Below are 23,048 nucleotides of genomic sequence, written 5' to 3'. Positions count from 1 at the left end.
GCGGCCGGCCCCCCGGGGGGTTTTCTTTTTCCCCCCCCAACCCCGCCCCCCCCAGCCCCCCCCCCCCGCGCGGGGGGGGGGGGGCCCCCCCCCCCCCCCCGCCGAGAGGTCCCCCGCTGGTGGCCCCCGCCTGCTGGGACGTATGACCCGAACGCGGCCCCGTCGAGCCGACCCCCGTCGACTCACCGCTCGAACCGCAGCCTGCCAGCGCCGCCACCATGACGACGACGCCCACCCCGGGCAGGATTGCTTTTCGCATCGGATCCCCCTCGCGTACGTCCCGTTTGACCGAGCACGACATTACGGAGGTCGGGTACGCACACGTATCCGCGAAACCACGTGAATTAGGGAGATGGTTGTCCGGTTTGGACAGGCGCCGTTAACGTGGCGTTCGGATGGCGTTCCAGCTTGTCGGCGCCGCCCCGCCTAGCTTGCCGATGCAGATGATCAGCGACGCGCCGAGGGACGGTAGCCATATGACGAACCCCGATTCGGGATCAGCGGACATCCTTGTCATCGGGGCCGGCATCGTCGGACTGGCTTGTGCCTACGAGGCCGTCGAGCGCGGGCTGTCGGTGATCGTCGTCGAGCGCGACGCCCGGGCCACCGGCGCGTCCATCCGCAACTTCGGCCACGCCTGCGCGACGGCACAGTCCGGGAAGGCGCTGGAGTACGGACGCATAGCCCGCACGACCTGGCTCCGCCTCGCCGAGGAGGCCAAGTTCTGGGCGCAGCGCACCGGGACGCTGATGGTCGCGCGCGCCGAGGACGAACTCGCGGTCCTGGAGGAGTTCGCCGGTCTGCGCGCCGACGAGGCCCGGATGCTGACCCCCGCCGAGGTCGCCGAGCGTGCCTCGTTCGGCCCGGGGGTCGTCGGCGGCGCGTGGCTGCCGAACGATCTGCGCGTGGACCCGCGCGAGAGCGTGCCGAAGATCGCCGAATACCTTGCCGGGCGCGGGGTTCGGTTCCGCTGGTCCACGACCGCGCACGACATCGAGCCGGGGAGGGTCGCGACCAGCCGGGGCGTTCTGCGTGCCGAGCAGGTGATCGTGGCGACCGGCCACGACGTCGACCGCCACTTCCCCGGCCTGGCCGCCGAGCACGGGGTTCAGCGCTGCGCGCTGCGGATGCTGCGCGTTGACAATCCCACCGGCCGCGCCGTCGAACCGGCGGTGCAGACCGGTTTCTCAATGCTGCGCTACGGCGGCTTCGCCGAATGCCCCTCGCTGCCGGCGCTGCGCGATCGGCTCACCCGTGAGACGCCCGACCTGGTCGCCATCGGCCTGAACCTGATGTTCACGCAGCGCCCCGACGGGACGCTGACCATCGGCGACACCCACAGCTACGCCACGACACTGCTTCCGTTCGAGGACGAGGAGCTCGACGCGGCCGTGCTGCGGGAGACGGCGAAGCTGCTCGGCGTGGAGCGGTTGACGGTGCGGGAGCGCTGGCGCGGTGTGTACGCCTCGGCGCCGGAGCCGTTCCTGGCCGCGACGCCGGCCGAGGGTGTGCACGTCGCGGCGGTGACGGCCGGGGTCGGGATGACGACGGGGTTCGGGTTCGGTCGGGAGATCGTCAGCCAGGCCCTGTCAGGCAGGGTCTGACAGGGCCTGGCTGCCCGCTCCCGCGCTGCTTAGGCTCGGGATCATGACCAGTACGCAACAGCCGATCGGCAGCGGATTCGGCGCTGCCAGCACGACCAGCGAGGTGCTGGCCGGACACGACCTGACCGGCCGGTTCGCCGTCGTCACCGGCGGCGGCTCGGGACTGGGCCTGGAGGATGTCAGGGCGCTGTCTGCGGCCGGCGCGAACGTGCTCGTCCCGGCCCGCCGTCCCGACGAGGCCCGCGCGGCCCTGGCCGGAGCTGGGATCGAGGTCGGGACCGGGGCCGCAGTCGGGGCCGGGGCCGGGCGCGTCGAGGTGGACCAGCTCGACCTGTCGGACCTGGATTCGGTGCGGGCGTTCGCGTCCCGCTTCCTGGACAGCGGCCGCGGCATCGATTACCTGATCAACTGCGCGGGCGTGATGGCCCCGCCGCTCACCCGCGTCGGCCCCGGCTGGGAGCTCCAGTTCGCGACCAACCACCTCGGCCACTTCGCCCTGACGAACCTGCTGTGGCCGGCCCTGGCCGCCGGCGACGGCGCGCGGGTCGCGGCGTTCTCCTCGCGCGGCCACAAGTTCTCCGACATCCGCTGGGACGACCCGCAGTTCGAGAAGGAATACGACCGCTGGCAGGCCTACGGGCAGTCGAAGACCGCGAACATCCTGTTCGCCCTGCACCTGGACCTGCTCGCCGAGCCCTCCGGCGTGCGGGCGTTCTCACTCAATCCCGGCGGCATCCGCACGAACCTGCAGCGGCACGTCGTCCCCGAAGACCAGCTCGCCCTCGGCTGGATCGACGGCGAGGGCAACTCGCTCATCACGTGGAAGTCGGTGGAGGCCGGCGCCGCGACGGCGGCATGGGCCGTGACCTCGCCGGCGCTGGACGGCATGGGCGGCGTCTACCTGGAGGACTGCGAGGTCGCACCGATCGTCGATCCGGAGGACCCGAATTCGATCCGCACCGGGCTGAATCCGTGGGGAGCCGACGCGAAGGCCGCGGCGCGCCTGTGGGATCTGTCGGCGGAGCTCACGGGGATCAACGCGTTCTGATTCGGTGGCCCACGGTTAGCTGTGCCGGTGGTAGGCCTTGTTGGCGATCCGCCAACCGCCATCGGCATGCACCAGCAGGAAGATGTCGGTGAAGGTGTCGGCACCGTGGTGCAGCGTCATACTCGCCGAGGCCACAGTCCCGTAGACGCGGACGCTGTCGATACGGCGCGTCCGCGTCGCCTCATCCTCGGCCGGCTCACCGTTGAACAGGGAGCAGTACTTCTCCAACGGCCAGGACACGAAGGCCCCGCCCCGGATTCCCTCGATGTGCGCGGTGGGGAGGAACGCTTTGCGGAAGTGCGACGCATCGCCGGTCGCGTGGCCGCGGATGTAGGCGCGGAGCGGTTCGAGCACAGCGTCGTCTACAACGGGAGCTGTCGCGGCGACGATGATGTCGGCCTCGGACGCCGCGGCAGCGTCGGCGAGTTCGGCCGCTACAGGCAGCGGCGTGCGCGACGCCTCGCCAGGGGAGATGGTACTGGTGTTGAGCACCACGACGTCTGTTCCCAGCGATCCGTAGATCTGGTCGAGGACTTGCTGACAGGCCGGTCCGTCGAACAGGCACAACAGGACGACGTCTGCCTTCTGCACCGCTTCCTTCACGTCGGCGGTGGTGTGCGGTGTCTTCATATGCCGAGCGTGCTGCATCGCCTGATCTGCGACAAGCGCAGATTTCGCAGGCTGGCTATGCGTGATCGGCATATCGTGCGGCATGCTGGAGAGATGGCGCTGACTCCCTGGCGGACGTTCCTGACCGTCTGCCGACTCGGCTCGCTGTCCGCGGCGGCGGCCGAGCTCGGCTACACGCAGTCGGGTGTGTCCCGGCAGATCGCCGGGCTGGAGCACGAGGTCGGCGTGACGCTCGTCGAGCGGCACGTGCGCGGCGTCCGGCCGACGCCGGCCGGGGAGGTGTTCCGCCACCACGCCCAGGCGGTGCTGAACGAAGCCGATCGCGCCATCCGGGCCGCGCGCGAGGCCGGCGACGGTGCGCCGGGGCGGCCGCTGCGGGTCGGCGCGACGCCGTCGCTGGCCGCCGGGATCGTCCCCGCCGCGATCCGCCGCCTGCTGGACGGTGCCGGGCCGCTGACCTGGAGCCTGCTGCCCGCGCTGACCCCGCAACTGCACGATCGCGTGATCGCCGGCGAGCTCGACGTCGCCGTCGTCACCGACGCGCCGCCGGGGCTGCCGGACGACGCGCGCCTGGACCGGCGGCTGCTCGGGATCGACGAGATGGTCGTCGTGGTCCCGCCCGATCACCGGCTGGCCGCGCGCGACCGCGTGGACATCCGGGAGTTGGCCGACCAGACGTGGGCCGAGGACAACGACGGCTCGGCCGAGCTGCTGCGGCGGCACGCCGCGCGCGCCGGGGTCAGTGCCCGGATCGACCTGAACGCGGCCAGCCTGCTGGGGAAAACCGCCCTCGTCGCGACCGGACACGCCATAGCGTTGATACCCGGCGTGCTGGTGAGCGCTCTGCGTCCGGATGTCAAAGTACTGGCTCTCACCGACCCTCCGACGCGCGGGATCTACGCGCTGACGCCGCGCCGCGACCCGCATCCGTCCGCCGCGCTGCTGCTCGATCAGCTCGCAGCGGCCTTCACCGCACCGCTTTGAGCGCGGCGGCCACGAACGAGGCGACCGAGGGCCGCCGGTCCTGCTCGTTCCACGCCAGCACGATGTGGCTCGGCGGGGCGTCGAGGACGGGGACGCAGAGCACGCCGGCCGGCAGGGACGCGACGAGCGAGCGCGGGAGGACTTCGATCACGCCGGTCGCGGCGATCAGGTGCAGCATCTGGACGACGTCGGCGATTTCGTTTCCGGCACTGCCGGTGCTTCCGGTGCTTCCGGCGCTGGCGGTACGGCCTGTGCTGCCGCTGTCCCGGGCGCTGCTAGTGCCGCCGACGCCCAGAATCGGCACGGTGCTCGATCGATACCTCGCGGACATCGAACGCGTGCTGCGCGAGACCGGTGTCGTCCAGTCCTTCGCCGCCGCGCGCCACATCCCGGTGCCCGGCGAGGAGGAGATTCCGGCGCTGATCGCGACCGCGGTCGTGCAGATCGCCGTCGCCGACGCCGACGCGCTGGCGAAGGCGTTCGCCACGCCGGGCGTCGAGGAGGTCGTCGGGCACTGGCAGGCTCAGCATCCGTACAAGGTCGGGTGGGCGAATCACCCGGCTTTGGTGTGAGGGGGTCTACTTCCCTTTGCCCTGGACCGAATCCTCGGATCCGGCCCGGTCGGCCAGATGACCGAGCACCCGCTCGTTGACCGCGATCAGTGTCTCCAGCTCTTCCGGCGTGATCAGGTCGATGAAGTCCCGCCGGACGTGCTGGACGTGCCAGGGCGCCGCCTCCTCGATGGTGCGGCGCCCTTTCGGCGCCAGGCGCACCATGCAGCTGCGCGCGTCGGCCGGGTTCGGCTCGCGGGCGACCAGGCCCTGGTCCTGCATCCGGCGGACCTGGTGCGACAGCCGGCTCTTCTCCCACCGCAGCTGGCTGCCGAGTTCCTGCGCCGACATGAGGCCGTCAGGGTGCTGCGACAGCACGGCGAGCACCTCGTACTCGGCCAGGACCAGGCCGGAGTCGGCCATCACGTGCCGCTGGAGCCTGAGCATCAGCTCGTGGTGCACGTTGACGAAGGTCCGCCAGGCGCGGTCCTCGCGGGTGTCGAGCCACTTCGGTTCTGCCGTCACGCTGCCATCCTAGCTAAAGGTTGACCACTCAACCAAAGTCTGCCTATGGTTGATTGGTCAACCAATGCAGGGGAAGGGAAGCGCCGTGATACTCATCACCGGGGCTACGGGCAGCATCGGGCGCGCGCTGACGGCGCGGCTCGGCGGGCGGGCGGATGTGGAGTTCCGCACGGCCACGCGCGACAGCGGGGCGAAACGGGCCGCGAACCACGTCACGATGGACTTCGCCGACGCCGCGTCGGTCGCCGCCGCGCTGCGGGACGTCGACGTCGTGTTCCTCAACAGCAGCCAGCACCCTGATATGGCTGCGCTTCAGGGCACCGTCGTGGAGGCCGCGCGGGAGGCCGGCGTGCGGCACATCGTCAAGGTGTCGAGCGGGAACGCGTTTACGGGCCCTGACAAACCCTCGTGGGTCGGGCGTGCGCATGCCGACGTCGAGGCCAGGATCGCCGCCTCCGGCATGGGATGGACGTTCCTGCGGCCCCGCTACTTCATGCAGAACCTGCTGGGCCTGGCCGGTCCGATCAGCGCGGGCACACTCCCGGTCGCCCTCGCCGACGAACGGCTCGCGCCGGTCGACGTCCGGGACATCGCCGACGTCGCCGCGACGATCCTGACGTCTCCGGACGAGCACGACGCGCGGGTCTACGACCTGTCCGGCCCGGAGTCTCTGACGTTCGGCGACGTCGCGAAGCACCTGACCGACGTCCTCGGCACACCGGTCGCGCACGTCACGCCGACGTTGCAAGCCCTCGTGGCCTCGCTGGCGGACGCCGGCGCGCCGGGCTGGCAGCAGCTTCACATCGTCGAGGGGATGACGATCTTCGCCACCGACGGCTCGGTGGCCGAGGTGAGTCCGGACGTCGAGCTTGTCACGGGCCATCCGGCCATCACGATCGAGCGCTTCATCACCGATCACAAGGCGGCCTTCGCTGCCGGGAACGGACACGCGTCATGAGCACCGTCAGCATCATCGGGCTGGGGACCATGGCCCGCAGCATCGCCACTCGCGCCCTCGCCACCGGGAGCGCCGTCGAGTTGATCGGGCGCGACGCCGCGAAGACCGCGGCGCTGGCCGCCAGCCTCGGCGGCGACGTCACCACCGGAACGCTCGGCCAGCCTCCGCGCGGCGAGATCGTCATCCTCGCTCTGCCGTACGACGGCTCCCTGAAGGTCGTCAGCCAGTACGGGGATTCGTTGAGCGGCAAGGTTCTCGTCGACATCTGCAATCCCTTCAACCGAACCACGCTCACCGACCTCGTCACGCCGGACGACAGCTCGGCGGCGCAGCAGATCGCTGAGGCCGCGCCGGCCGGAACCCACGTCGTCAAGGCGTTCAACACCCTGTTCTCCGCCTCGGTCGACGCCGGCCAGGCCCACGGCCGTCCCGTCGACGTGTTCATCGCCGGTGACGACGCCGACGCCAAGAAGGCGGTGTCAGAGTTCGTCGAAAGCCTCGGGCTCCGCCCCCTGGACACCGGCGAGTTGAAGATGGCGCGCTGGCTGGAGGGCTTGGGTCTGCTGGTCCTCGGCCAGGGCCGCAGGACGGAGAACTACTCGCTGACCGTCGCCATCCTCGACTGAAGACTCGCGCGGACGGCCAGGACCAACGCGATCACCGTGGCCACCACAGCGGCGCCGAACGCGGCGTGGTACCCGGCCGCCCCCGCGATCGACCCGCCGAGCGGACCCGCGACCAGAATCCCGAGATCCCAGAACGAGGTCATGGCCCCGACCGCCGCCCCAGCCGACGCGGACCGGGCCTGCTGAAGCGTCATCGCGGCAGTCGCGGGATAGATGAGACCGAGCCCGGCCCCGGTGATCGCGGCCCCAACCAGCGTCACAACCAGGCCCGGCGCCCCCGCCAAAAGCACCAGCCCCACAGCCTGCACCACTAACGTGACCGGCGCGACGGCGGCACCGCCGTGCCGGTCAACCAACGGACTGCCAAAGCCACGCACCACAAGGAACGCGCACGCGAAGACGGGGAGCGCCACAACCCTGCCGGCCGAGTGGCCGAGCGAGAGCACGAGAAGGGCCGCGAGCGTGCCGTAGCTATAGGCGGCCAGGCCGATGATCGATCCCGGCAGGGCCACGCCGGCCGGAATGAGGCGGCTTGGGGTGCGGGTCGGCGGTTTCGGGACGGTCGGCGGCACTATCAGCTCGGCGACTTGCGCTGGCGCGGTAGTCACAGTTGGCGTTGGCACAATCGGCTCTGTCGCCAGACCTGTCGCGGGAGTGGTCGTCGCGGCCGATGTTGGCGGCCCGGGTGCTATTGCCAGCTCTGACTCTGACGCTGAGGTCTGACCTGTTGTTGCTATCGCAGTTGCCCTGGCCGTAGCCGCCAGCACCACCGACACCAGCGGCAGCGCCGCGACCGTCCACCACACCGCGTCGGCGTCCGCGGCCTCCCCGACGCCGGCGGCGAGCACCGGCCCGAGCGTCAGGCCGCCCCACATCGACAGGCCGAACCAGCCGGCCACGCGGCCGCGCTGGTCCGGCGGCGCGTCGGCTAGGACCCAGGGCAGCGCGCCGGAGAACAGCGCCGCCTCGCCGGCGCCCATCACGAGGCGGCAGAGTAAGAGTGCTGCGATGTCTGGGGCGAACACAGTCTCGGCGCCGGCCGATGCGGCCAGCAGACCGCCGGCGACGACCACGGTGCGCGAGTGGCCCGCGTCGCCCCAGCGGCCCGCGAAGGGGCGGCCGGCTGCGGTGGCGGCGAAGGCGGCGCCGACGACCAGGCCGGTCGTGGCGGGACCGACGTGGAACTTCCCGGCGAGGAAGGGGGGCAGTTCCTGCAGGGTCGCGCCGAGGGCGAGGTAGCCGCACAGGACTGCCAGCCAGAGCCGTCGGGTCGGTGCCACGCATCGACAGTACCGATCGGTATCGTGACAGTACAAGTCTGTATTCTGGGGGCGAGGAGGTGCCACCGATGGCCAAAGGCGTCCTGCCGAACCCGTCCGCGACCCGCGCGCGGATCCTGGAGACCGCGACGTCGCTGTTCTACGAACGCGGCGTACACGCGGTCGGCGTCAACGAGATCGCGGCCGCCGCGGGCGCCTCGAAGCTGAGCCTGTACCGCTACTTCCCCTCCAAAGCGGAGCTGGTCCGGGCGATGCTCAGCGAGCACAGCGACCGCATCCACGCCTGGCTCGACCGCAAGACAGCCACCGCGACCGCGACGGCATCCGGGCCCGAGCGCGTGCTGGCCGTCTTCGACGTCCTCACCGAGTGGTTCGCGCAGCCCGGCTACCACGGATGCGCGATCGTCAACGGCATCACCGACACCCGCGCCGACCCCGAAGTGGCAGCGATAGCGCGCACGCACCTCCACCGCTATCGAGGACTACTTGAGGACCGCCTTTCGAGCCTCGACGTCGAAGACCCCGCAGCCCTAGCCCGACGACTCCTCCTGCTGATCGAAGGCGCGAGCGTCGTGGTCACGATCGAGGGCAACACCGACGCGGGCGCCGACGCACGAGCCGCTGCGGCGACGCTGCTGGCTGCGGCGACGACAGCGACGACAGCAGAGACGACGGCGTGAAGGGGAGAACACGGCCCGCCGATCCACCACAGACCTCTGGGAAAGCTTCGCAGTGCCCACTTCGACGCGCCTGTCCGGACCGACCACCTGAGTCACGTCGGCGGGAAGCCCCGAGCAAGATCGCCCGCATAGGCACGCGACTCGCGGTTCGGCCTGGCGGGCTCCGCGTTGATCCGCGTTGATCCACGCGAGCATTGGGTCGGCGTTCGTGGCGCCGATCTACCCCGTTCTACCCCGCTCTACTTCCGACGCAGGTCGCGCAGCCCGCGCTCCACGGTCTCGGGGCTGATGTCGCCGAGCAGCAGGTGGCCGAAGATGAAGCCGGGCGTGAGCGCGAACAGTACGACGCCGACCGCCTCGACGTCGGCGTCCGGGGCGAGGCGGCCGGCGGCGTGTTCGCGGCGGGCGATCTCGGTCCAGAAGTCGCGCATGCGCCGCAGGTTGGCGGTGACGACGGGGACCAGCGCCGGGTTGTGGGTGGCCTCGGCCCAGACCTGCGGGGCCACCGAGCCGGCGCCGGCGGCCACGTCCTGGAGGCGGACCACGAAGCGGCGCGTCACGTCCTCCAGGGTCGGGGTCGGCTCCTCGACCAGGACCGCGTCGAAGAAGGGGACGATCTCGCGGACGGCGCGCTCGGACATCGCGACGATGATCTCGTCCTTGCTCTTGAAGTAGCTGTAGACGGCCCCGGCGGACAGGCCGGCCTCGGCGAAGACGTCGTTCATCGAGGTGGCGTGGAAGCCCTTGCGCGCGAAGCAGCGCTGCGCGGCGGACAGGATCTGCTCGCGGCGGGCGGCGGCGTGTTCTTCGGAGACCTTGGGCACACCGACAACTTAAAACGAACGCTCGTTCTTGACAACGCGGAGCCCGGCGGACCACCATGGGAGCCGTCGTTGAAACAAAACGAGCGTTCTTTTTTAGGAGGCCTGCCGATGCGGCACCTCACTCGTCCCTCCGGCGTCGCCCTGGCCGCGATCGGCATCCAGGCGCTGATGGTGTTCGCGTTCACGGCGCCGACCGTCCACAGCGCGCCGCACAAGGTGCCGCTCGCGGTGAGCGCCCCGGCCCCGGCGCGCGCGGCGATCGAGCAGCGGCTGGCGACGGCGGCGCCGGGGGCGTTCGCGGTGCACGAGGTGCCGGACGAGAGCGCAGCGCGCACCGCCCTGGCCGACCGGGACGCGTACGGGGCGGTGGTGGTGACGGATCAGGGTCCGCACATGCTGATCGCGTCGGCGGCCAGCCCCACGGTCGCGACGCTGCTCACCGAGGTCGGCACCCATCTGGCACCGCTCACCGGCACCGCCCCCGCGGTCCCGGTGAGCGACGTGGTCCCCGCCTCAGCGGCGGACCCCCACGGGGCGGCGTTCACGTCGATGGTGCTGCCGGTGGTGATGTCCTCGCTGATCGGCGGAGTGCTGCTGACGATCAAGCTGCCGCATCTGCGCGAGCGCGCGCTGGGCATTCTGCTGTTCGCGCTCGGGGGCGGGGCGTCCGTGGCGCTGATCGCGGGCCACGCGCTGGCGTTCCTGCCGGGCTCGTACCTCGCGGTGGCCGCGGCGATCGCAGCGCCGATCCTGACGATCAGCGCGTTCAGCACGGCGACAGCATCGCTGATCGGCCGCTACGGATTCGCCGTCGCGGGGACGACGATGATGCTGCTGTCCAACCCGCTGTCTGCGGCGTCGAGCGCGCCGGAGCTGCTGCCGACACCGTGGGGCCGGATCGGGCAGGACCTGCCGGCCGGGGCCGCCGCCACGCTGATTCGGTCAGTGGCCTTCTTCCACGGGCACGGCGGTACGCACGCCGAGGTGGTTCTGGCTGTCTGGGCCTCGGCCGCGGCGCTGATGCTGACGGCTGCGGGGTTGCGGACCCGGCTGCGGACCGGGAAGAAGGCCGGCGGCGCTCATGCTGCGCACGGCGGGCACGGCGGGCACAGTGCACATGGCGGGCACGGCGGGCACGCGCACGGCGAGCACGTTGACGAGCACTCGTCGGCGGAGGTCGCGGGGGTGTAGAGCAGTCGCGGGAGTGTAGGGCAGTCGCGGCGGTGGCGCCGATGAGCGCCGCCGCCAACAGTTCCCCTCGGGCGTCCCCTGTACCTAGATCTTGCTCAGCGCCGTCTTCGCCAGCGTGGTCAGCGCGTCGGCGACCGGCTGCGACGGCATGGCCGGCTCGGCGCCGAAGTGGCCGTCCTTGATGGCGATGTTGATGTCGATCGTGGTCGTTCCCTTGCGGACGTAGATGTTGTAGATGTCGCTGCCGATCCCGTAGACGTACGCCTCGTCGCCGAGGCCTGAGACGGGCTGGGTCTTCTGGCCGTCCAGGACCTGCTTCATGACGGCCGAGCCCGCGATCTGGACGACGACGTCGTGCGGGCTGTTGTCGGTCGCGCCGTAGCTGCAGGTGCCACCCCCGCCCTGCAACGGCACCAGCCCGCCGGGCTTGACGGGCTCGCCCAGCGCCGCCGTGGCCTGGTCCTGGGTGATCAGCGAGCAGGCGTTCGGGAACTTCCCGTCGCCGGTGCCGCCGGCCGGGGCGGAGGTGGTCACTCCGTCGCCGGCCGCGGAGGTGGTGGCGTCGTCGCCGGCAGCCGCCGAACTGCTGGAACTGTCCCCCGCAGCAGCCGAGGTGCTGGCCCCGCCGCCGGCAGTGCCGGACGTCGGCGTGCCGACCGCCGCCGAGGCCGTGCTCTGGCCCGAGGCGCCCGAGGCGCCCGAGGCACTGGTGGCCGACGACGAGCAGCCCATCATCGTGAGCGGCACAGCGGCCAACACCGCAGCGAGCGCGAGCCGGTGCCGAACAGTCGCAGTAGTCATCTCTCTCCCCCTTCGATGCAGCCCGCGATCACGGGCTACATCGAACCTAGGGAGCGGCTACTGATCGCGTATCCGCGAAGCTACCTGTGTTTGACCGCAAGCTTGATGTCAGCCTGTGTAGTGCCGGACCCGGACGACCAGCTTGCCGGTGGCCCGGTCGTGCTCCATGTCGTCGTGCGCCTGCCGCACCTGCTCCAGCCCGTCGTAGACGCGGTCCACCGGAAAGGCCAGCGTCCCGGCCGAGACCGCGTCGAGGATCTCCTGGAAGACGTCCCCAGGCAGGTCGGCGGCGTCGCCGAAGTACCCCGCGAGCCGCACCCCCCTCGGCAGGTACTCGTTCGGGGAGAAGTCCCGCACCGTGTACTGGTTGGACAGGCTGCCGCTGAAGCACGCCGTGCCGTGCACCCGCACCGCGTGCAGCGTGTCCGGCAGCGTCGGCGTACCGACCAGGTCGAGCGCGCCGTCGACACCGTCGGGATACAGCTCGCGCACCGCGGCGGCGACCTCGCCGTCGTCGAGCAGCGGATGGTCGACGCCCTGCTCCTTCAGGAAAGCCAGCCGATCGGCCCGCCGCGTCGTGGACAGCACCGTGCAGCCGCGCCAGCCGGCCAGCGCCGCAGCGGCCAGGCCGACCGAAGATGTTCCGCCGCGGATCAGCACGGTCTGGCCGGCCTTGATGTCCAGGCCGACGGTCAACGAGCCGTAAGCGGTCTGCACCATCTCCGGCAGCGCACCCAGCACCTCCCACGGCAGGTCGGTGTCGACGGGGATCACCTGCGACAGCGGAACCGAGGTGTACTCGGCGTATCCGCCGTCGTAGGTACGGCCCATGTCCCCCATCATCGCGACGACCTTCTGCCCGGGGACCAGCCCGCTGCCGGCCGGGGCCGTGTCGACCGTGCCGACGGCCTCGATACCCGGAACCCGGGGAAAGCTGACTCCGACGCTCACTCCCAGTCGCAGCTTCAGCTCCGAGCGATTGAGCCCGAACGCCTCGACGCGGATCCGCACCCAGCCGTCCTTCTCGGGCGGCAGCGGGAGGGTCGCCAGCTCCAGGTTCTCCACCGGCCCGGGGCCGGAGAGCCGGACAGCGCGCATGGTGGTCGGCGTGGATGTCATGAGCCTGCCTGCTTCCCGGGGCCAGGATGTTCGCATGAGAGCGAAAGGATCAGTGGCGGTCAACATGCTGTGACCGCCACTTCATTCCCGATACCGCTGCTCCGCTACGCCTCGTCGGGCTTGACGACGGTGTCGACGAAGTCGCTGATGGCGCCGAGCGTCGCGCCGATCTGCTCGATGTGCGGGAAGTGTCCGGCGTCGGCGATCGGCGCGAAGTGGCCGTTGCCCAAGGCGGCGGCGAAGTCGCGGCCGTAGCCGAGCGGCGCGATGCCGTCCTGCTCGCCCCAGACGACCAGCGCCGGGATGGTGATGCGGTGCAGGCGGCGGCGCAGCTTGGGGTCGTGGGTGAAGCCTTCGCCGCCGTAGAGCGCGAGCGCCTTCTGGTTGGCGGCGCCGACGGCCTTCTGCTCCTCGGTGAACGAGGCGAAGTCGGGGCGCAGGGCGGGGTTGACGAAGGACAGCTCACTGATCTGCGGCGGGGCCAAGGTACGGACGTCGGTGACCTGCTCGTCGCCGAAGGCCTTGATACCGACCGCGTTGAGCAGCACCAGGGCGCCGACCCGGTGGTGGTTGTCGCGCAGCGCCATCTCCGAGGCGATCCAGCCGCCGATGGAGGAGCCGATGATCATGACGCCGGTCAGGTCGAGCTCGTCGAGCAGGTCCAGGTAGGCGTCGGCGAGGTCGGCGATGGTGTCGAAGCGGTCCGGGCGGGCGGTGCCGTCGAAGCCGGGGTGCGTCGGCACGATGCCGTAGACGTGCTCGGCCAGCGCGCCGGCCAGGCCCAGCATGGTGCGCGGGCCGGCGCCGCCGTGCAGGTACAGCACGGCGCTGCCCTCGGTGTTGGTGCCGAACTCGCTGATCGCGATGCCCATCCCGGTCGCGATGGTGACGGTACGGGAGGTGGGGCCGGTGGAAGTCGGGGCGGTCATGGTGGGTGCTCCTTGGGTTGGGGGTGCTTCAGATATCTCGGTGTCGTCGTCGGCGGCTGTGCTGTCGGAGGCGAAGTCGTCGGCGGCCGTCGTCGCGTAACGCGGCATCACCTCGGCCGCGGCCTGCGGCATCGAGGCGCCGAGCGCCATCGCGTCACGCACGTCGCCGAAGTAGTGCACGTACAGGTCCGGCGTGAAGGTGTTGATCATGACGAGGGGTTCGTCGCCCGGGTTGGCGAAGGTGTGCGGGGCCCCCGGCGGCACCATCACCAGCGTCCCGCGCGGCGCCTCGTGGTCGGTGGCGCCGACGGTGAAGACCGCCGTGCCGGAGACGACGTAGAACCCTTCGTCGTGCTCGGCGTGCCGGTGCTGCGGCGGGCCGTCGCTGCGCGGGGCGAGCCGGATCTCGGCGACGCCGAGGCGATGACTGGTCGTGGACCCGTCCTCCAGGATCGTGATGCGGGCCGGGCCCAGGTCGACGGGTTCGCGGTCGCCGGGGCCGACGACGGATACGGCAGTCATGATGGCTCTCTCCCTTCGTGAGAGTTTCCTCTCAGGAAGACAATAGAGCGCCCCATGGCCTTCATGCAAGTGAACTCTTATGATGGGAGTCGACTCAGCGACACGGAAGGACCCCGATGACGACCCCGCAGGCCCCGCGACCAGCACAGGCCCCGCAACCGGCACAGGCCGCACAACCGGCACAGGCCCCACAACCGACACAGACCACCGGCCGCGTCAACCAGAAGCGGCGCACGCACGCGGCCATCGTCGCCGCGGCCGCCGAGCTCATGCTCACCGGCGGGGAGGTGACGATGCCGGAGGTCGCCAAGGCGGCACTGGTCTCGGAGGCCACCGCCTACCGGTACTTCCCGGACCTGGCCAGCCTGCTGTCCGAGGCCATGGCGGACACGCTGCCCGCCCCGGGCGAGGCGCTGGCCGCCGTCGCGGGCTCCGCCGATCCGGTCGTGCGCGTCGCGGCGGCGGCTGAGTACCTGGCCCGGCACGTCCTGGGCCGGCAGGGCGCGATCCGCGCGATGATCGCCGCCACGATCGTGCGGCCGGGCAGCACACCGCCGCGGCCCGGCCTGCGGTTCGGCCTCATCGACGAGGCGTTGCAGCCGTACGCGGAATCGGCCGGCGGCGGCAAGAAGGTGAAGGAGACGCTGGCTCAGCTCAAGCGGGACCTGTCGGTCGTGATGGGCGCCGAGGCGTTGTTCTCCCTGATGGATCTCAACGGCCTGGCGCCCGAAGAGGCCGTCGCCAGCATCGTGCGGACGGCGACCACACTCACCCGGGCGACGTTGGTCACCGGGTAGCCGAGGCGCGCGCCTCCCCCTTGCGCAGGACCGGTGCGTCGATGTCCGAGAAGGTCGCGGCTTCCGGCACCGGGAAGGACGACGAGACCTCCACGGTCCGCTCCAGGAACGCGTCGATGGCGTCGAGCGCGAAGCGCACGGCCCCGAGGCTCACCGACTGGTTGCCCAGCGACGACACGTGGACCGTCGATATCCGCGAGTACGTGTAGTCGTTGACGTAGCGGCGCAGCGGCGTCAGCAGCGTCTCGCCGGCGCGCACGATGCCGCCGCCGATCACGACCACCTCGGGGTCCAGGGCCAGCGCCAGCGCCGCGATCCCGAAGGCGAGTCCCTGGCTGAAGGCGTCCACTGCGGCGACGGCCTTCGGATCGCCTTGCGCGGCAAGGGCGAAGACGTGCTCCCGGCGCACCGTCTTACCCTCGACCCGCAGTGCTTCCAGATGGGTCGGGGCCTCGTCCCAGCCGAGCCGGGACAACGCTCCGATCTCGCCGGCGCCTCCGGAGTGGCCCCGGTAGAGCTTGCCGGCGAGCAGCAGGCCGGCGCTGGTGCGGTTGCCGGACAGCACGAACACCATGTCGTCCACGTCCCGCGCGACGCCCCGCCAGCGTTCGGCGACGGCGGCCAGGTTGCAGTCGTTCTCCAACAGCACCGGGCAGCCGAGCCGGGATCTGAGCTTGGCGGCCAGATCCGGGTCGGGGAAGTCCCCGCCGGTCATGACCTGCTCGACGCGGCCCCGGTTCACGATGCCGGGGGTGCCGACGCCGGCGATCCACACGTCGGCCAGCTGCTTGCCGGCCGCGGCGAGCGCCTCTTCAGCAACGCCGACCGCGAAGTCGAGCCGCTCCGGAGCGGAGGCACCCGGCTCCACGGTGCGGTGGACGGACGCCAAGGGCTCGCCGAGCAGGTCTGTGACGGTCACGACGATGTTGTTCGGGCCGATGTCCATGCCGAGTAAGAGGCCGGATTCGGCATGGACGCGGTAGTGCCGCGCCGGGCGCCCGGCGCCGGGGTGCCCTTCCTGGCCGTCCTCCAGGAGCCAACCCCGCTCGACCAGGTCCAGGACGACGGCCTCGGCGGCCGTGCGGGACAGGCCGGTCGCCGCCGCGAAGGCCGCGATGGTCTTCGGCACCTCGCCCGCGCAGCGCAGGGTCGCGAGCAAGTTCATGCGCCGGAGCAGTGATCGATCACCGCTGCGTGTGGTCACGCTTTGTCTCCCTCAACGCGGCGTTCGGCCGGCCAGGGCAGAAGGGTGCCAACCGGACGGAACCTTGACACGTGTGTTCGCAGGATATTACCTTCAAGTTGCTTATTTAATAGGGGTGACTCGGTCCTCTCCTTGCTCCCACCGCCCTCGAAGATCGGTGCGTCGACAGCCACAGCATCCGTTCCGACCTATCCAGAAGGACTCCGGTGACACACCATCGAAGCAGACCCGCGACCATCCTGGTCGCGATCCTCTCACTCCTGATAGCCGGCGTCGGTTTCAGCAGTGCGGCGTCGAAGGCCCGAGCCGCCACCTCCGCCCCTCCCCCGGTCCTGCCGGCCCTGCAGCAGTGGTCGAGCGGCTCGGGTTCGGGCTACTCGTGGACCGGCGGCGGCCGGATCGTCGTCAACACCGCGGACGCCTCCGCCCTGACGACCGACGCGCAGACCTTTGCGAACGACCTTGCCTTGGACCTGAACGCCGCGACCCCGCAGATCGTGCAGGGAACGCTGGCCGGCGCCTCTCCCGGCGACGTCTTCCTGTCTTTGGGGTCGACGAACACGCAGCTGGGGACCGAGGGCTACGCGCTCACCGTCGCACCGGTGCTGCAAGTGAGCGCGACGGCCGAGACCGGCGCGTTCTGGGGGACGCGGACGATCCTGCAGATGCTGCGGCAGAACCGCAACCTGCCGGCCGGTACGGCGGTCGACTGGCCGAAGTACAAGGTGCGGTCGATGTTGGTGGACAACGGCGCGCGGACGTTCCCCGTGCACCTCTGGGAAAACGAGATCCGCGAGCTGTCCTACCTCAAGCTCAATGAGCTGATGGTCTACGTCTCCGGCCTGGGCCTGACCAACGCCCAGCTCCAGCAGCTCAGCGCCTTCGCCGCGGCGTACCACGTGAACCTGGTCGGCCAAGTGAACGTGCCCGGCCACATGGACACGGCGCGGGAGAACATCCCGGCCCAGTACGAGCTCCTGGACCCCAACAGCACCACCGGCGGCCGCATCGCCGGAGCGCTCGACCTGACCAACCCCAGCGCTGTGGCGTGGGCTCAGCAGCTGGTCTCGCAGTACATCGACCAGTTCTCCACGCCGATCTGGCACATGGGCGGCGACGAGTACGCGGACGCCTGCCGGAAGATGGATCCGAACTCCACCGCGCTGCCCCAGATGACGGCCTACGCGAAGAGCCAGTTCGGACCCAGCGGCACGATCCAGGACGTCTACCGCACCTTCGCCGACCAGATGGACACCCTGATCCGGCAGCACGGCAAGTCGATGCGGATGTGGAACGACGACCTGTTCCCGACCTCGTCCGTGGGGCTCAACCCCGACATCACCGTCGAGTACTGGCTGCACGCCTTCAACTACAACTCATCGTGTGACATCGTCTTCTCGACGCCGGCCCAGATCGCGGCCAACGGCAACCAGCTCATCAACGCGAGCGCCGGCTCCCTCTACTACAACGAGGGCAACCAGGGCATGGGCACCGCCACGTCGATCTGGCAGCAGTTCGCCCCCGGCACGTTCGACGGCGGGCTGACGCTGCCCGGCGGGGACAACGACCCGCACCTGGCGGGCATCAAGATGTCGGTGTGGAACTCGGGCAGCTACGACATCGGTCAGCTCGAACGCGACCTCAAGGACCGTCAGCGGGCCCTGGCGCAGAAGGCCTGGGGATCGGCGGAGCTCTACCCGACGTACGCGGCCATGGGCCCGGTCGTGGACGCCATCGGCCGCGCTCCCGGTTTCCTGGACACCCCGGCGGCCGGCGACCCCGGGTACGGCGGCACCCTGTCGAGCTCGCAGGCGATCATGTTCGACAACGCCGAGCACACCTTCACCGTCCAGCCCGACGGCAGCGTCGAGCACACGTGGTACTCGTACACCTCGCAGGGCCCTTACGCCACCGAGGTGGTGGCGCCAGCCGGCTCGGCCGCGCGGGGAAGCCTGCCCACGGCGTTCGCCTCGCCCGGGCAGATGCACGTGTACGTCCGGGGCTCGAACGGCCATCTGCTGCACTGGGTCACCGGCTCGGTGTCCGGCAGGTGGGGGGCGGACGACTGGACGGCGTCCGCGCAGGCGGGCGGAAGCCCGTACACGGACATCGCCGGCAACCCGGAGGGGTTCGTCTACAACGGGATCGGCGGGGTCCAGCAGCAGATCTTCGCGCGGGGCACCGACGGGGCCCTGCATCACTGGGTCTACTCGGTGCAGGCCAACAAGGTCTCCGCCGGCGCCGACTGGGGCGGGCAGCTGACCGGGAATCCGTCCCCGGTCATCTGGGGCGAGGTCCAGGCCGTGTTCGCGCGCGGGACGGACGGCAACCTGCGCATGTGGTGGTGGCAGACCTCTGACCCGGGCTATGTGCACCAGCAGGAGTGGGGCGGTCCGCAGCTCGCCTCCGACGCCTCTCCGCTGGCTCTGGCCGGCGCGGTGGACGGGGCCGGCAATCCCTCGGACAACATCGACCTGCACGTGTACGCGCGCGACACCACCGGGCATCTCCAGCACTGGTTGTTCGACCCGCAGGTCGGCGGCTCGCCGACGGTGGAGGACCTGACCGCGGCCAGCGGCTTCCCGATCACCGGGGACCCGTCCGGGTTCACGTACATCGGCCAGCAGCACGTGTACTTCGGGGACGCGACGACCGGGCACCTGGACCACGTCTGGACGAAGCCCGGGGTGGCTCCGGCCTGGCAGGACGTGAGCGCGAGCACGCCGGGCGGCGTCGTGAACCTGGTCGGGAACAGCTTCGCGGACAACGTGAACAACGCCGAGCAGCATGCTTTCGGGTTCGACTCCGCGGGCCACGTCCACAACTGGTTCTGGGTCCAGTCGACCGACAGCCTGCACCAGGACACCTGGCAGCCGTAAGAACGAACGCTGACCCGCCTGTACGTCGCGCACATGGTGCACGCGGGTCAGCACTCTGATCGATCGGGTTCCGCGCCGCGCGCCACCGGCGCCGCGCGGCGCGGAATTCCGGCGGCGACCGCCAACAAACACACCGCGAGCGCGTCTATACACGCGACAGATCAAAGCGGCCGTCGCAGACGCGGCGCGACACACCTTCACCGGCCAAGAGTGAGGGCGCGCGCCACGGCGCATTCCACCGGTTCGAGTCAGCACATGAGGGCGTTGGGGGCAACATGCTGCAGCTGGGCTTGGACAGCACGACCTTGGCCCACACGAGGTTCGGGATCTCCCCCGCCTTCACCGCGGTCGAGAGCCTGAGCCTCCTGCGTCGGGACGGAACGTCCAAGGGGCGGATGCAGGACCTGATCCGGCAGGTGGTGCGGGAGCGGAGGCTGGTCCTGCTGGAGTCGCTGTTCAGCGGCGAGTGGGACTACGTCCCCGACGCCCTCACGCCCCAGCCGAGGCGGCCCGAGACGGACCTCGCCGACGAGCTCCACACGATCGCCACGACCTCACCCCAGCGCCTGCGCTGGGAAATCAGGCTCCTGCTCAAGGGCACCAACGGCAACCTGCGCGCGCACCCGACCCCGCCGGTCCTGCGCAACGCCATCGAGCAGGGCGAACAACGCTTCGCCGAGCGCCTGGCCGCCGAGATCGAGCAGTACTGGCACACGCTGGGCACCCCGATGTGGAGCTCACTGCGCACGCGGATGCTGTACGACATCGAGGCGCGCGCGAAGCACATCGTCGAGGGCGGCTTCGGCGCGATGCTGGGCACGCTGCATCCGAGCATGCACCCGTGGCGCGAGAACCAGCTCCGGCTGTTCAGCCGCCTGTCGGGCAACGTCTCGGCGAGCGGCGGTCTGCACCTGGTGCCGATGGTGTTCACGCTCTCCCGGCCGCTGCTGGTCGCCGACCTGTCCCCGGCGCCGGAGCGACGGCTGCCGATGATCGGCTATCCCGCGCAGGCCAGCGGCAACGCGGATCCGCTGATCCCGGCCACGCCGGAGCTGCTCGGCGCTACGCGGGCGCGGATCCTGGCGGACCTGCAGACGCCACGGACGACGACGGAGCTGAGCGAGCGACACTTCCTGACGGCCGGGACGATTTCGTACCACCTGAAGATCCTGCACCGCGCGGGGCTGGTGGCTCGGGCGCGGAACGGGTATCGGGTGCTTTATCAGCAGACTGAGAATGCCACGTCTTTGCTGGCGAGGCTGAAGCAGGGGATTGCTTGACGGGGCCGGTGTCGATGCTCGATTCAAAACCCTGAGTCCGCAACGTCCGGCCAGGCAATGCGCAGCTTGAGTGGGGCGCCGACCAACCGGCCCGGAACACCGCCCGGCGACTCGATCGGCGATTTCTCCACGCACGTCCCACCCATCGCGGCGTAGAACCGCTGCGCGTTCTGGTTCTGCTCCTGCACCCACAGGTACATCGCCCGGGTCTGCGCGAGCTCGACGACAGCGGTTACGGCTCGACGCAGCAGCGCCGTGCCGACGCCTGCGCGCTGGCGGTCGAGCCGCACGTGCAGGTTGTCGACCAGGCTTCCCCATCGGCTGTCGTCGTCCACCGCCAGGTGCATGAACCCCGCCGGGCCGGCGTCGTCCTCGGCCAGGACGGTAACGGTGCCGGTCGGCGCCGCCAGCCGTGACGACCACACCCGCACGCGGTCGCTCAGGATGTCGCCGTCCAGGTAGGCGTCGGCGTAGGCGCCTCGGTAGTGACGGCGCCAGCTGTCGGCGTGCAACCGTGCCACCGCTTCGGCGTCCTCGACGCCCGCCTGACGAAACGTGTCCACCCCGTGTCCCTTCTCGTCGCCGGTGCGTGAGGGCATGAAGCAGAGCCCTCACACACCGGACGCCGTTGTGCTCCAGAACCAGCTCAGCTGTGCGAGCTCAGCTGTGCGAGATCGACAGCGCGTAGAACCCGACCTTGGCGCCGACGCTGGAGTCGCTGCCGGAGGTCTGATCGTAGTCGCCGGCCTTGAAGTACATGCCGTAGCCGTCGAACGTCGACGAGGCCGTCCACGTCTGCGCGGCGCCGCCGTTGAGCGACAGGCTGATCGTGCTGTTGCTCAGCCCGATCACGTAGCTCCACTGCGTGCCGACCGGCACGTTGCCGACGTAGGTGAGCACCTCGTTGCCGCCGGCCGGCGTCTGTTCGATGGCCATCTTGATGTCGCCGTTGGCGTAGTAGAACAGCTCCAGCAGCGGCTTGGTCGAGCCGCCGGAGCCGAGGTGGATCTGGCCGACGCACACGTGGTTGGGCACCTGCGTGACCTTCAGCGTGGCGCTGAGGGTGTTCGTGGTGCCGGCCGCGAACCAGTTCGCCGCCGAGCCGTCGGAGTTCATCTCCCGCAGTTCCGAGCGCGAGTAGTTCGAGTTCGGGGTGGTGACGCCGTTCTCCGGGTCCCAGAACGTCATCGCGCCGTCGTTCGGGTCGGTGTAGAAGTACGAGTCCTGATAGCCGTTCGCGCCTTCCAGCTGCGACGGCGAGATCGTGGTCGGCGAGCCCGGTGAGCCGGTCGGCTCCTGGAGCTCCCACACCGAGAGGTCGAAGTTGCCGCCGGGGGCGACCGAGGTGTTCAGGCCGCCGCCTCCGCCGCCGCTGGTGCCGGAAGGCAGCTTCCACTGCTGGTTGGCGGTGTCGGCGCAGCTCCAGATCTGCGCCTGGGTGCCCGATCCGCCGGAGCCGGTGTCGTCCAGGCACTTGCCGGAGTTCGGGTTCAGCAGCTCACCGTTGGACTGCGGGACCCAGGTCTGGGCGCCGGTGCCGTTGCAGTCGTACAGGTCGACGGTCGTGCCGTTGGCGGTGCCGGCGGAGTGCACGTCGAGGCACTTGCCGAGCACCTGCAGCGTGTTGCCGGTGCTGTCCACGGTCCAGCTCTGCGCGTTGGTGCCGTTGCACGTGTAGACCTGGACCGGATTGAGGTTCGTGGTCGAGGCCGAGCGGTCGTCCAGGCACAGGCCCTGGTATCCGGTGATCTGGCCGGTAACGTTTGCGGCCGAGGCCGCGGGAGCGAGCGCCACGCTCGTCCCGGCGACGGTCAGCGCGACGCCGAGGATTCCGGCGGCGAGGGACGCCATGGGGCGACGTCGGTGGGGGTGGGGGCTGCCAGTGTGGGGACTGGTGGGCATTGCGGAACGTCCTTTCCGGGCGTGGGCCCGTGCGGCGGATGTGGGGTGCCGAAGCAAGAAAGGTGCCGAGCGCATGAATTCACATACATGAACAGTGGTTATGTAGGTGAACGGCGCACACGATAAGAGACGCGAGCAGGCTCGTCAATGGCCTGAATCGCGACCTGCCGAGGGACACCAGAGCTGTCGCATGCTCGGGCTAGATTCGCCGCCATGACAGACACCGGCAGCCCGTCCCCCGCGCCCTTCACCGGCGACCTCGGCGACCCCGACATCCCGGTCCTGCGCGAGCACTTCCGAGACGTCACCCGCTGGGTGCTCCGCGACGCGGTGAGCGACCAGCTGGCCGCCGACCAGATCGACGCCCTGGCCGAAGAACTCGCGGTGATCCTGGCCACCGGCCTCGGCCCGGCACTGGGCCGCGAGATATCCCACCAGGCCGAGACGACCATCGCGAACCCGGAGAACGGCGCGGTGTCGTTCGGCTACGACCACCAGCTCAAGGTCGGCGGATTCTCCGCAACGGACCTGATGAAGCTCCTCGACGCGGTCGGCAGCCTCGTCGACGCCGGCGTCTCGGACGCCATCAGCGGACTGCACGACACCCACCAGCGCATGCTCTACAACGCGCACCACGCCTGGCGCGTGAAGAACGATCCGGAGTACGCCGCCGCGAGCGACTAAGACCTCTCCCCACCGCGCCACTTGCCCTCG

The 23,048-nt window shown here is 70.3% G+C and carries 23 protein-coding genes and 1 pseudogene; 12 read left to right on the top strand and 12 right to left on the bottom strand.

What is annotated here, in order from left to right:
* Positions 1-476 precede the first annotated feature (476 nt).
* Entirely contained in the window at positions 477-1,604 is a 1,128-nt protein-coding gene (locus tag ABH935_RS08670; RefSeq protein ID WP_370377268.1) for a TIGR03364 family FAD-dependent oxidoreductase, read from the top strand.
* Positions 1,605-1,647: 43 nt separating this feature from the next.
* The gene (locus ABH935_RS08665; protein ID WP_370377267.1) at positions 1,648-2,652 is read left to right on the top strand and encodes an oxidoreductase; all 1,005 of its coding nucleotides are present in this window, start codon (positions 1,648-1,650) and stop codon (positions 2,650-2,652) included.
* A 15-nt stretch (positions 2,653-2,667) separates the two neighbouring features.
* Here ABH935_RS08665 and ABH935_RS08660 read toward each other — a convergent pair whose 3' ends face one another.
* On the bottom strand, positions 2,668-3,282 hold the full coding sequence (locus ABH935_RS08660) for a nuclear transport factor 2 family protein (protein WP_370377266.1): 615 nt from the start codon (positions 3,280-3,282) through the stop codon (positions 2,668-2,670).
* Between the two features lie 93 nt (positions 3,283-3,375).
* On the opposite strand from ABH935_RS08660, the gene ABH935_RS08655 reads away from it, so the two are divergent.
* Positions 3,376-4,266: a LysR family transcriptional regulator gene (locus ABH935_RS08655; RefSeq protein ID WP_370377265.1), complete on the top strand. Its 891-nt coding sequence runs from the start codon at positions 3,376-3,378 to the stop codon at positions 4,264-4,266.
* Here the strand turns inward: ABH935_RS08655 and ABH935_RS08650 are convergent.
* Positions 4,250-4,570, bottom strand: coding sequence for a hypothetical protein (locus ABH935_RS08650; RefSeq protein WP_370377264.1), 321 nt, complete (start codon positions 4,568-4,570; stop codon positions 4,250-4,252). The genes ABH935_RS08655 and ABH935_RS08650 overlap by 17 nt on opposite strands.
* A 1-nt stretch (position 4,571) precedes the next feature.
* Between ABH935_RS08650 and ABH935_RS08645 the strand changes: the two genes are divergently transcribed.
* On the top strand, positions 4,572-4,838 hold the full coding sequence (locus tag ABH935_RS08645; RefSeq protein WP_370377263.1) for a hypothetical protein: 267 nt from the start codon (positions 4,572-4,574) through the stop codon (positions 4,836-4,838).
* 6 nt (positions 4,839-4,844) lie between these two features.
* Here the strand turns inward: ABH935_RS08645 and ABH935_RS08640 are convergent, their stop codons facing one another.
* The gene (locus ABH935_RS08640; RefSeq protein WP_370377262.1) at positions 4,845-5,342 is read right to left on the bottom strand and encodes a MarR family winged helix-turn-helix transcriptional regulator; all 498 of its coding nucleotides are present in this window, start codon (positions 5,340-5,342) and stop codon (positions 4,845-4,847) included.
* Positions 5,343-5,427: 85 nt separating this feature from the next.
* Here ABH935_RS08640 and ABH935_RS08635 point away from each other — a divergent pair, with 85 nt between their 5' ends.
* Together ABH935_RS08635 and ABH935_RS08630 are read left to right on the top strand one after the other, a co-directional pair.
* Positions 5,428-6,300: an NAD(P)H-binding protein gene (locus tag ABH935_RS08635; RefSeq protein ID WP_370377261.1), complete on the top strand. Its 873-nt coding sequence runs from the start codon at positions 5,428-5,430 to the stop codon at positions 6,298-6,300.
* Entirely contained in the window at positions 6,297-6,926 is a 630-nt protein-coding gene (locus ABH935_RS08630) for an NADPH-dependent F420 reductase (RefSeq protein WP_370377260.1), read from the top strand. Before ABH935_RS08635 ends, ABH935_RS08630 begins: the two co-directional genes overlap by 4 nt.
* On the opposite strand, the gene ABH935_RS08625 is transcribed toward ABH935_RS08630, so the two are convergent.
* Entirely contained in the window at positions 6,896-8,206 is a 1,311-nt protein-coding gene (locus ABH935_RS08625) for an MFS transporter (RefSeq protein ID WP_370377259.1), read from the bottom strand. The two genes, ABH935_RS08630 and ABH935_RS08625, sit on opposite strands and share 31 nt — an antisense overlap.
* Positions 8,207-8,274: 68 nt before the next feature.
* On the opposite strand from ABH935_RS08625, the gene ABH935_RS08620 reads away from it, so the two are divergent.
* A complete protein-coding gene (locus ABH935_RS08620) occupies positions 8,275-8,886 on the top strand; it encodes a TetR/AcrR family transcriptional regulator (RefSeq protein WP_370377258.1) in 612 nt (203 codons plus the stop codon).
* Positions 8,887-9,125: 239 nt separating this feature from the next.
* Here the strand turns inward: ABH935_RS08620 and ABH935_RS08615 are convergent, their stop codons facing one another.
* Positions 9,126-9,710 (bottom strand): TetR/AcrR family transcriptional regulator, encoded by a 585-nt coding sequence (locus ABH935_RS08615; protein ID WP_370377257.1) that lies wholly within the window; start codon positions 9,708-9,710, stop codon positions 9,126-9,128.
* A 108-nt stretch (positions 9,711-9,818) separates the two neighbouring features.
* Here ABH935_RS08615 and ABH935_RS08610 point away from each other — a divergent pair, with 108 nt between their 5' ends.
* Positions 9,819-10,901 carry a hypothetical protein gene (locus tag ABH935_RS08610; protein WP_370377256.1) on the top strand — a complete coding sequence of 361 codons (1,083 nt, stop codon included), beginning with the start codon at positions 9,819-9,821 and terminating at the stop codon, positions 10,899-10,901.
* A gap of 84 nt (positions 10,902-10,985) precedes the next feature.
* Here ABH935_RS08610 and ABH935_RS08605 read toward each other — a convergent pair whose 3' ends face one another.
* The 4 genes and pseudogenes from ABH935_RS08605 to ABH935_RS08590 form a co-directional block, all read right to left on the bottom strand.
* A complete protein-coding gene (locus ABH935_RS08605) occupies positions 10,986-11,702 on the bottom strand; it encodes a hypothetical protein (RefSeq protein ID WP_370377255.1) in 717 nt (238 codons plus the stop codon).
* Between the two features lie 108 nt (positions 11,703-11,810).
* Complete coding sequence (locus ABH935_RS08600; RefSeq protein ID WP_370377254.1) at positions 11,811-12,821, bottom strand: zinc-binding dehydrogenase; 1,011 nt, start codon at positions 12,819-12,821, stop codon at positions 11,811-11,813.
* 104 nt (positions 12,822-12,925) lie between these two features.
* Positions 12,926-13,786, bottom strand: a complete 861-nt coding sequence (locus ABH935_RS08595; protein ID WP_370377284.1) for an alpha/beta fold hydrolase — start codon at positions 13,784-13,786, stop codon at positions 12,926-12,928.
* A gap of 33 nt (positions 13,787-13,819) precedes the next feature.
* Positions 13,820-14,272 (bottom strand): annotated as a pseudogene (locus tag ABH935_RS08590) (cupin domain-containing protein); the annotation flags it as partial.
* Between the two features lie 116 nt (positions 14,273-14,388).
* On the opposite strand from ABH935_RS08590, the gene ABH935_RS08585 reads away from it, so the two are divergent.
* Positions 14,389-15,069 carry a TetR/AcrR family transcriptional regulator gene (locus tag ABH935_RS08585; protein WP_370377253.1) on the top strand — a complete coding sequence of 227 codons (681 nt, stop codon included), beginning with the start codon at positions 14,389-14,391 and terminating at the stop codon, positions 15,067-15,069.
* On the opposite strand, the gene ABH935_RS08580 is transcribed toward ABH935_RS08585, so the two are convergent.
* Positions 15,059-16,273 (bottom strand): ROK family protein, encoded by a 1,215-nt coding sequence (locus tag ABH935_RS08580; RefSeq protein WP_370377252.1) that lies wholly within the window; start codon positions 16,271-16,273, stop codon positions 15,059-15,061. The two genes, ABH935_RS08585 and ABH935_RS08580, sit on opposite strands and share 11 nt — an antisense overlap.
* A 206-nt stretch (positions 16,274-16,479) precedes the next feature.
* Here ABH935_RS08580 and ABH935_RS08575 point away from each other — a divergent pair, with 206 nt between their 5' ends.
* Together ABH935_RS08575 and ABH935_RS08570 are read left to right on the top strand one after the other, a co-directional pair.
* Positions 16,480-19,152 carry a family 20 glycosylhydrolase gene (locus ABH935_RS08575; protein WP_370377251.1) on the top strand — a complete coding sequence of 891 codons (2,673 nt, stop codon included), beginning with the start codon at positions 16,480-16,482 and terminating at the stop codon, positions 19,150-19,152.
* Positions 19,153-19,427: 275 nt separating this feature from the next.
* Positions 19,428-20,432 (top strand): ArsR/SmtB family transcription factor, encoded by a 1,005-nt coding sequence (locus ABH935_RS08570; protein WP_370377250.1) that lies wholly within the window; start codon positions 19,428-19,430, stop codon positions 20,430-20,432.
* Between the two features lie 23 nt (positions 20,433-20,455).
* Here the strand turns inward: ABH935_RS08570 and ABH935_RS08565 are convergent, their stop codons facing one another.
* Positions 20,456-21,031, bottom strand: a complete 576-nt coding sequence (locus ABH935_RS08565) for an N-acetyltransferase family protein (protein ID WP_370377249.1) — start codon at positions 21,029-21,031, stop codon at positions 20,456-20,458.
* 61 nt (positions 21,032-21,092) lie between these two features.
* Positions 21,093-22,283, bottom strand: a complete 1,191-nt coding sequence (locus tag ABH935_RS08560) for a polysaccharide lyase family 7 protein (protein ID WP_370377248.1) — start codon at positions 22,281-22,283, stop codon at positions 21,093-21,095.
* Between the two features lie 264 nt (positions 22,284-22,547).
* On the opposite strand from ABH935_RS08560, the gene ABH935_RS08555 reads away from it, so the two are divergent.
* Complete coding sequence (locus ABH935_RS08555) at positions 22,548-23,018, top strand: hypothetical protein (protein WP_370377247.1); 471 nt, start codon at positions 22,548-22,550, stop codon at positions 23,016-23,018.
* Positions 23,019-23,048 lie beyond the last annotated feature (30 nt).

This window comes from Catenulispora sp. GAS73 (genome assembly GCF_041262085.1).
Classification (GTDB): Bacteria; Actinomycetota; Actinomycetes; order Streptomycetales; family Catenulisporaceae; genus Catenulispora.
This window is presented reverse-complemented; position numbering and strand designations above follow the sequence as displayed.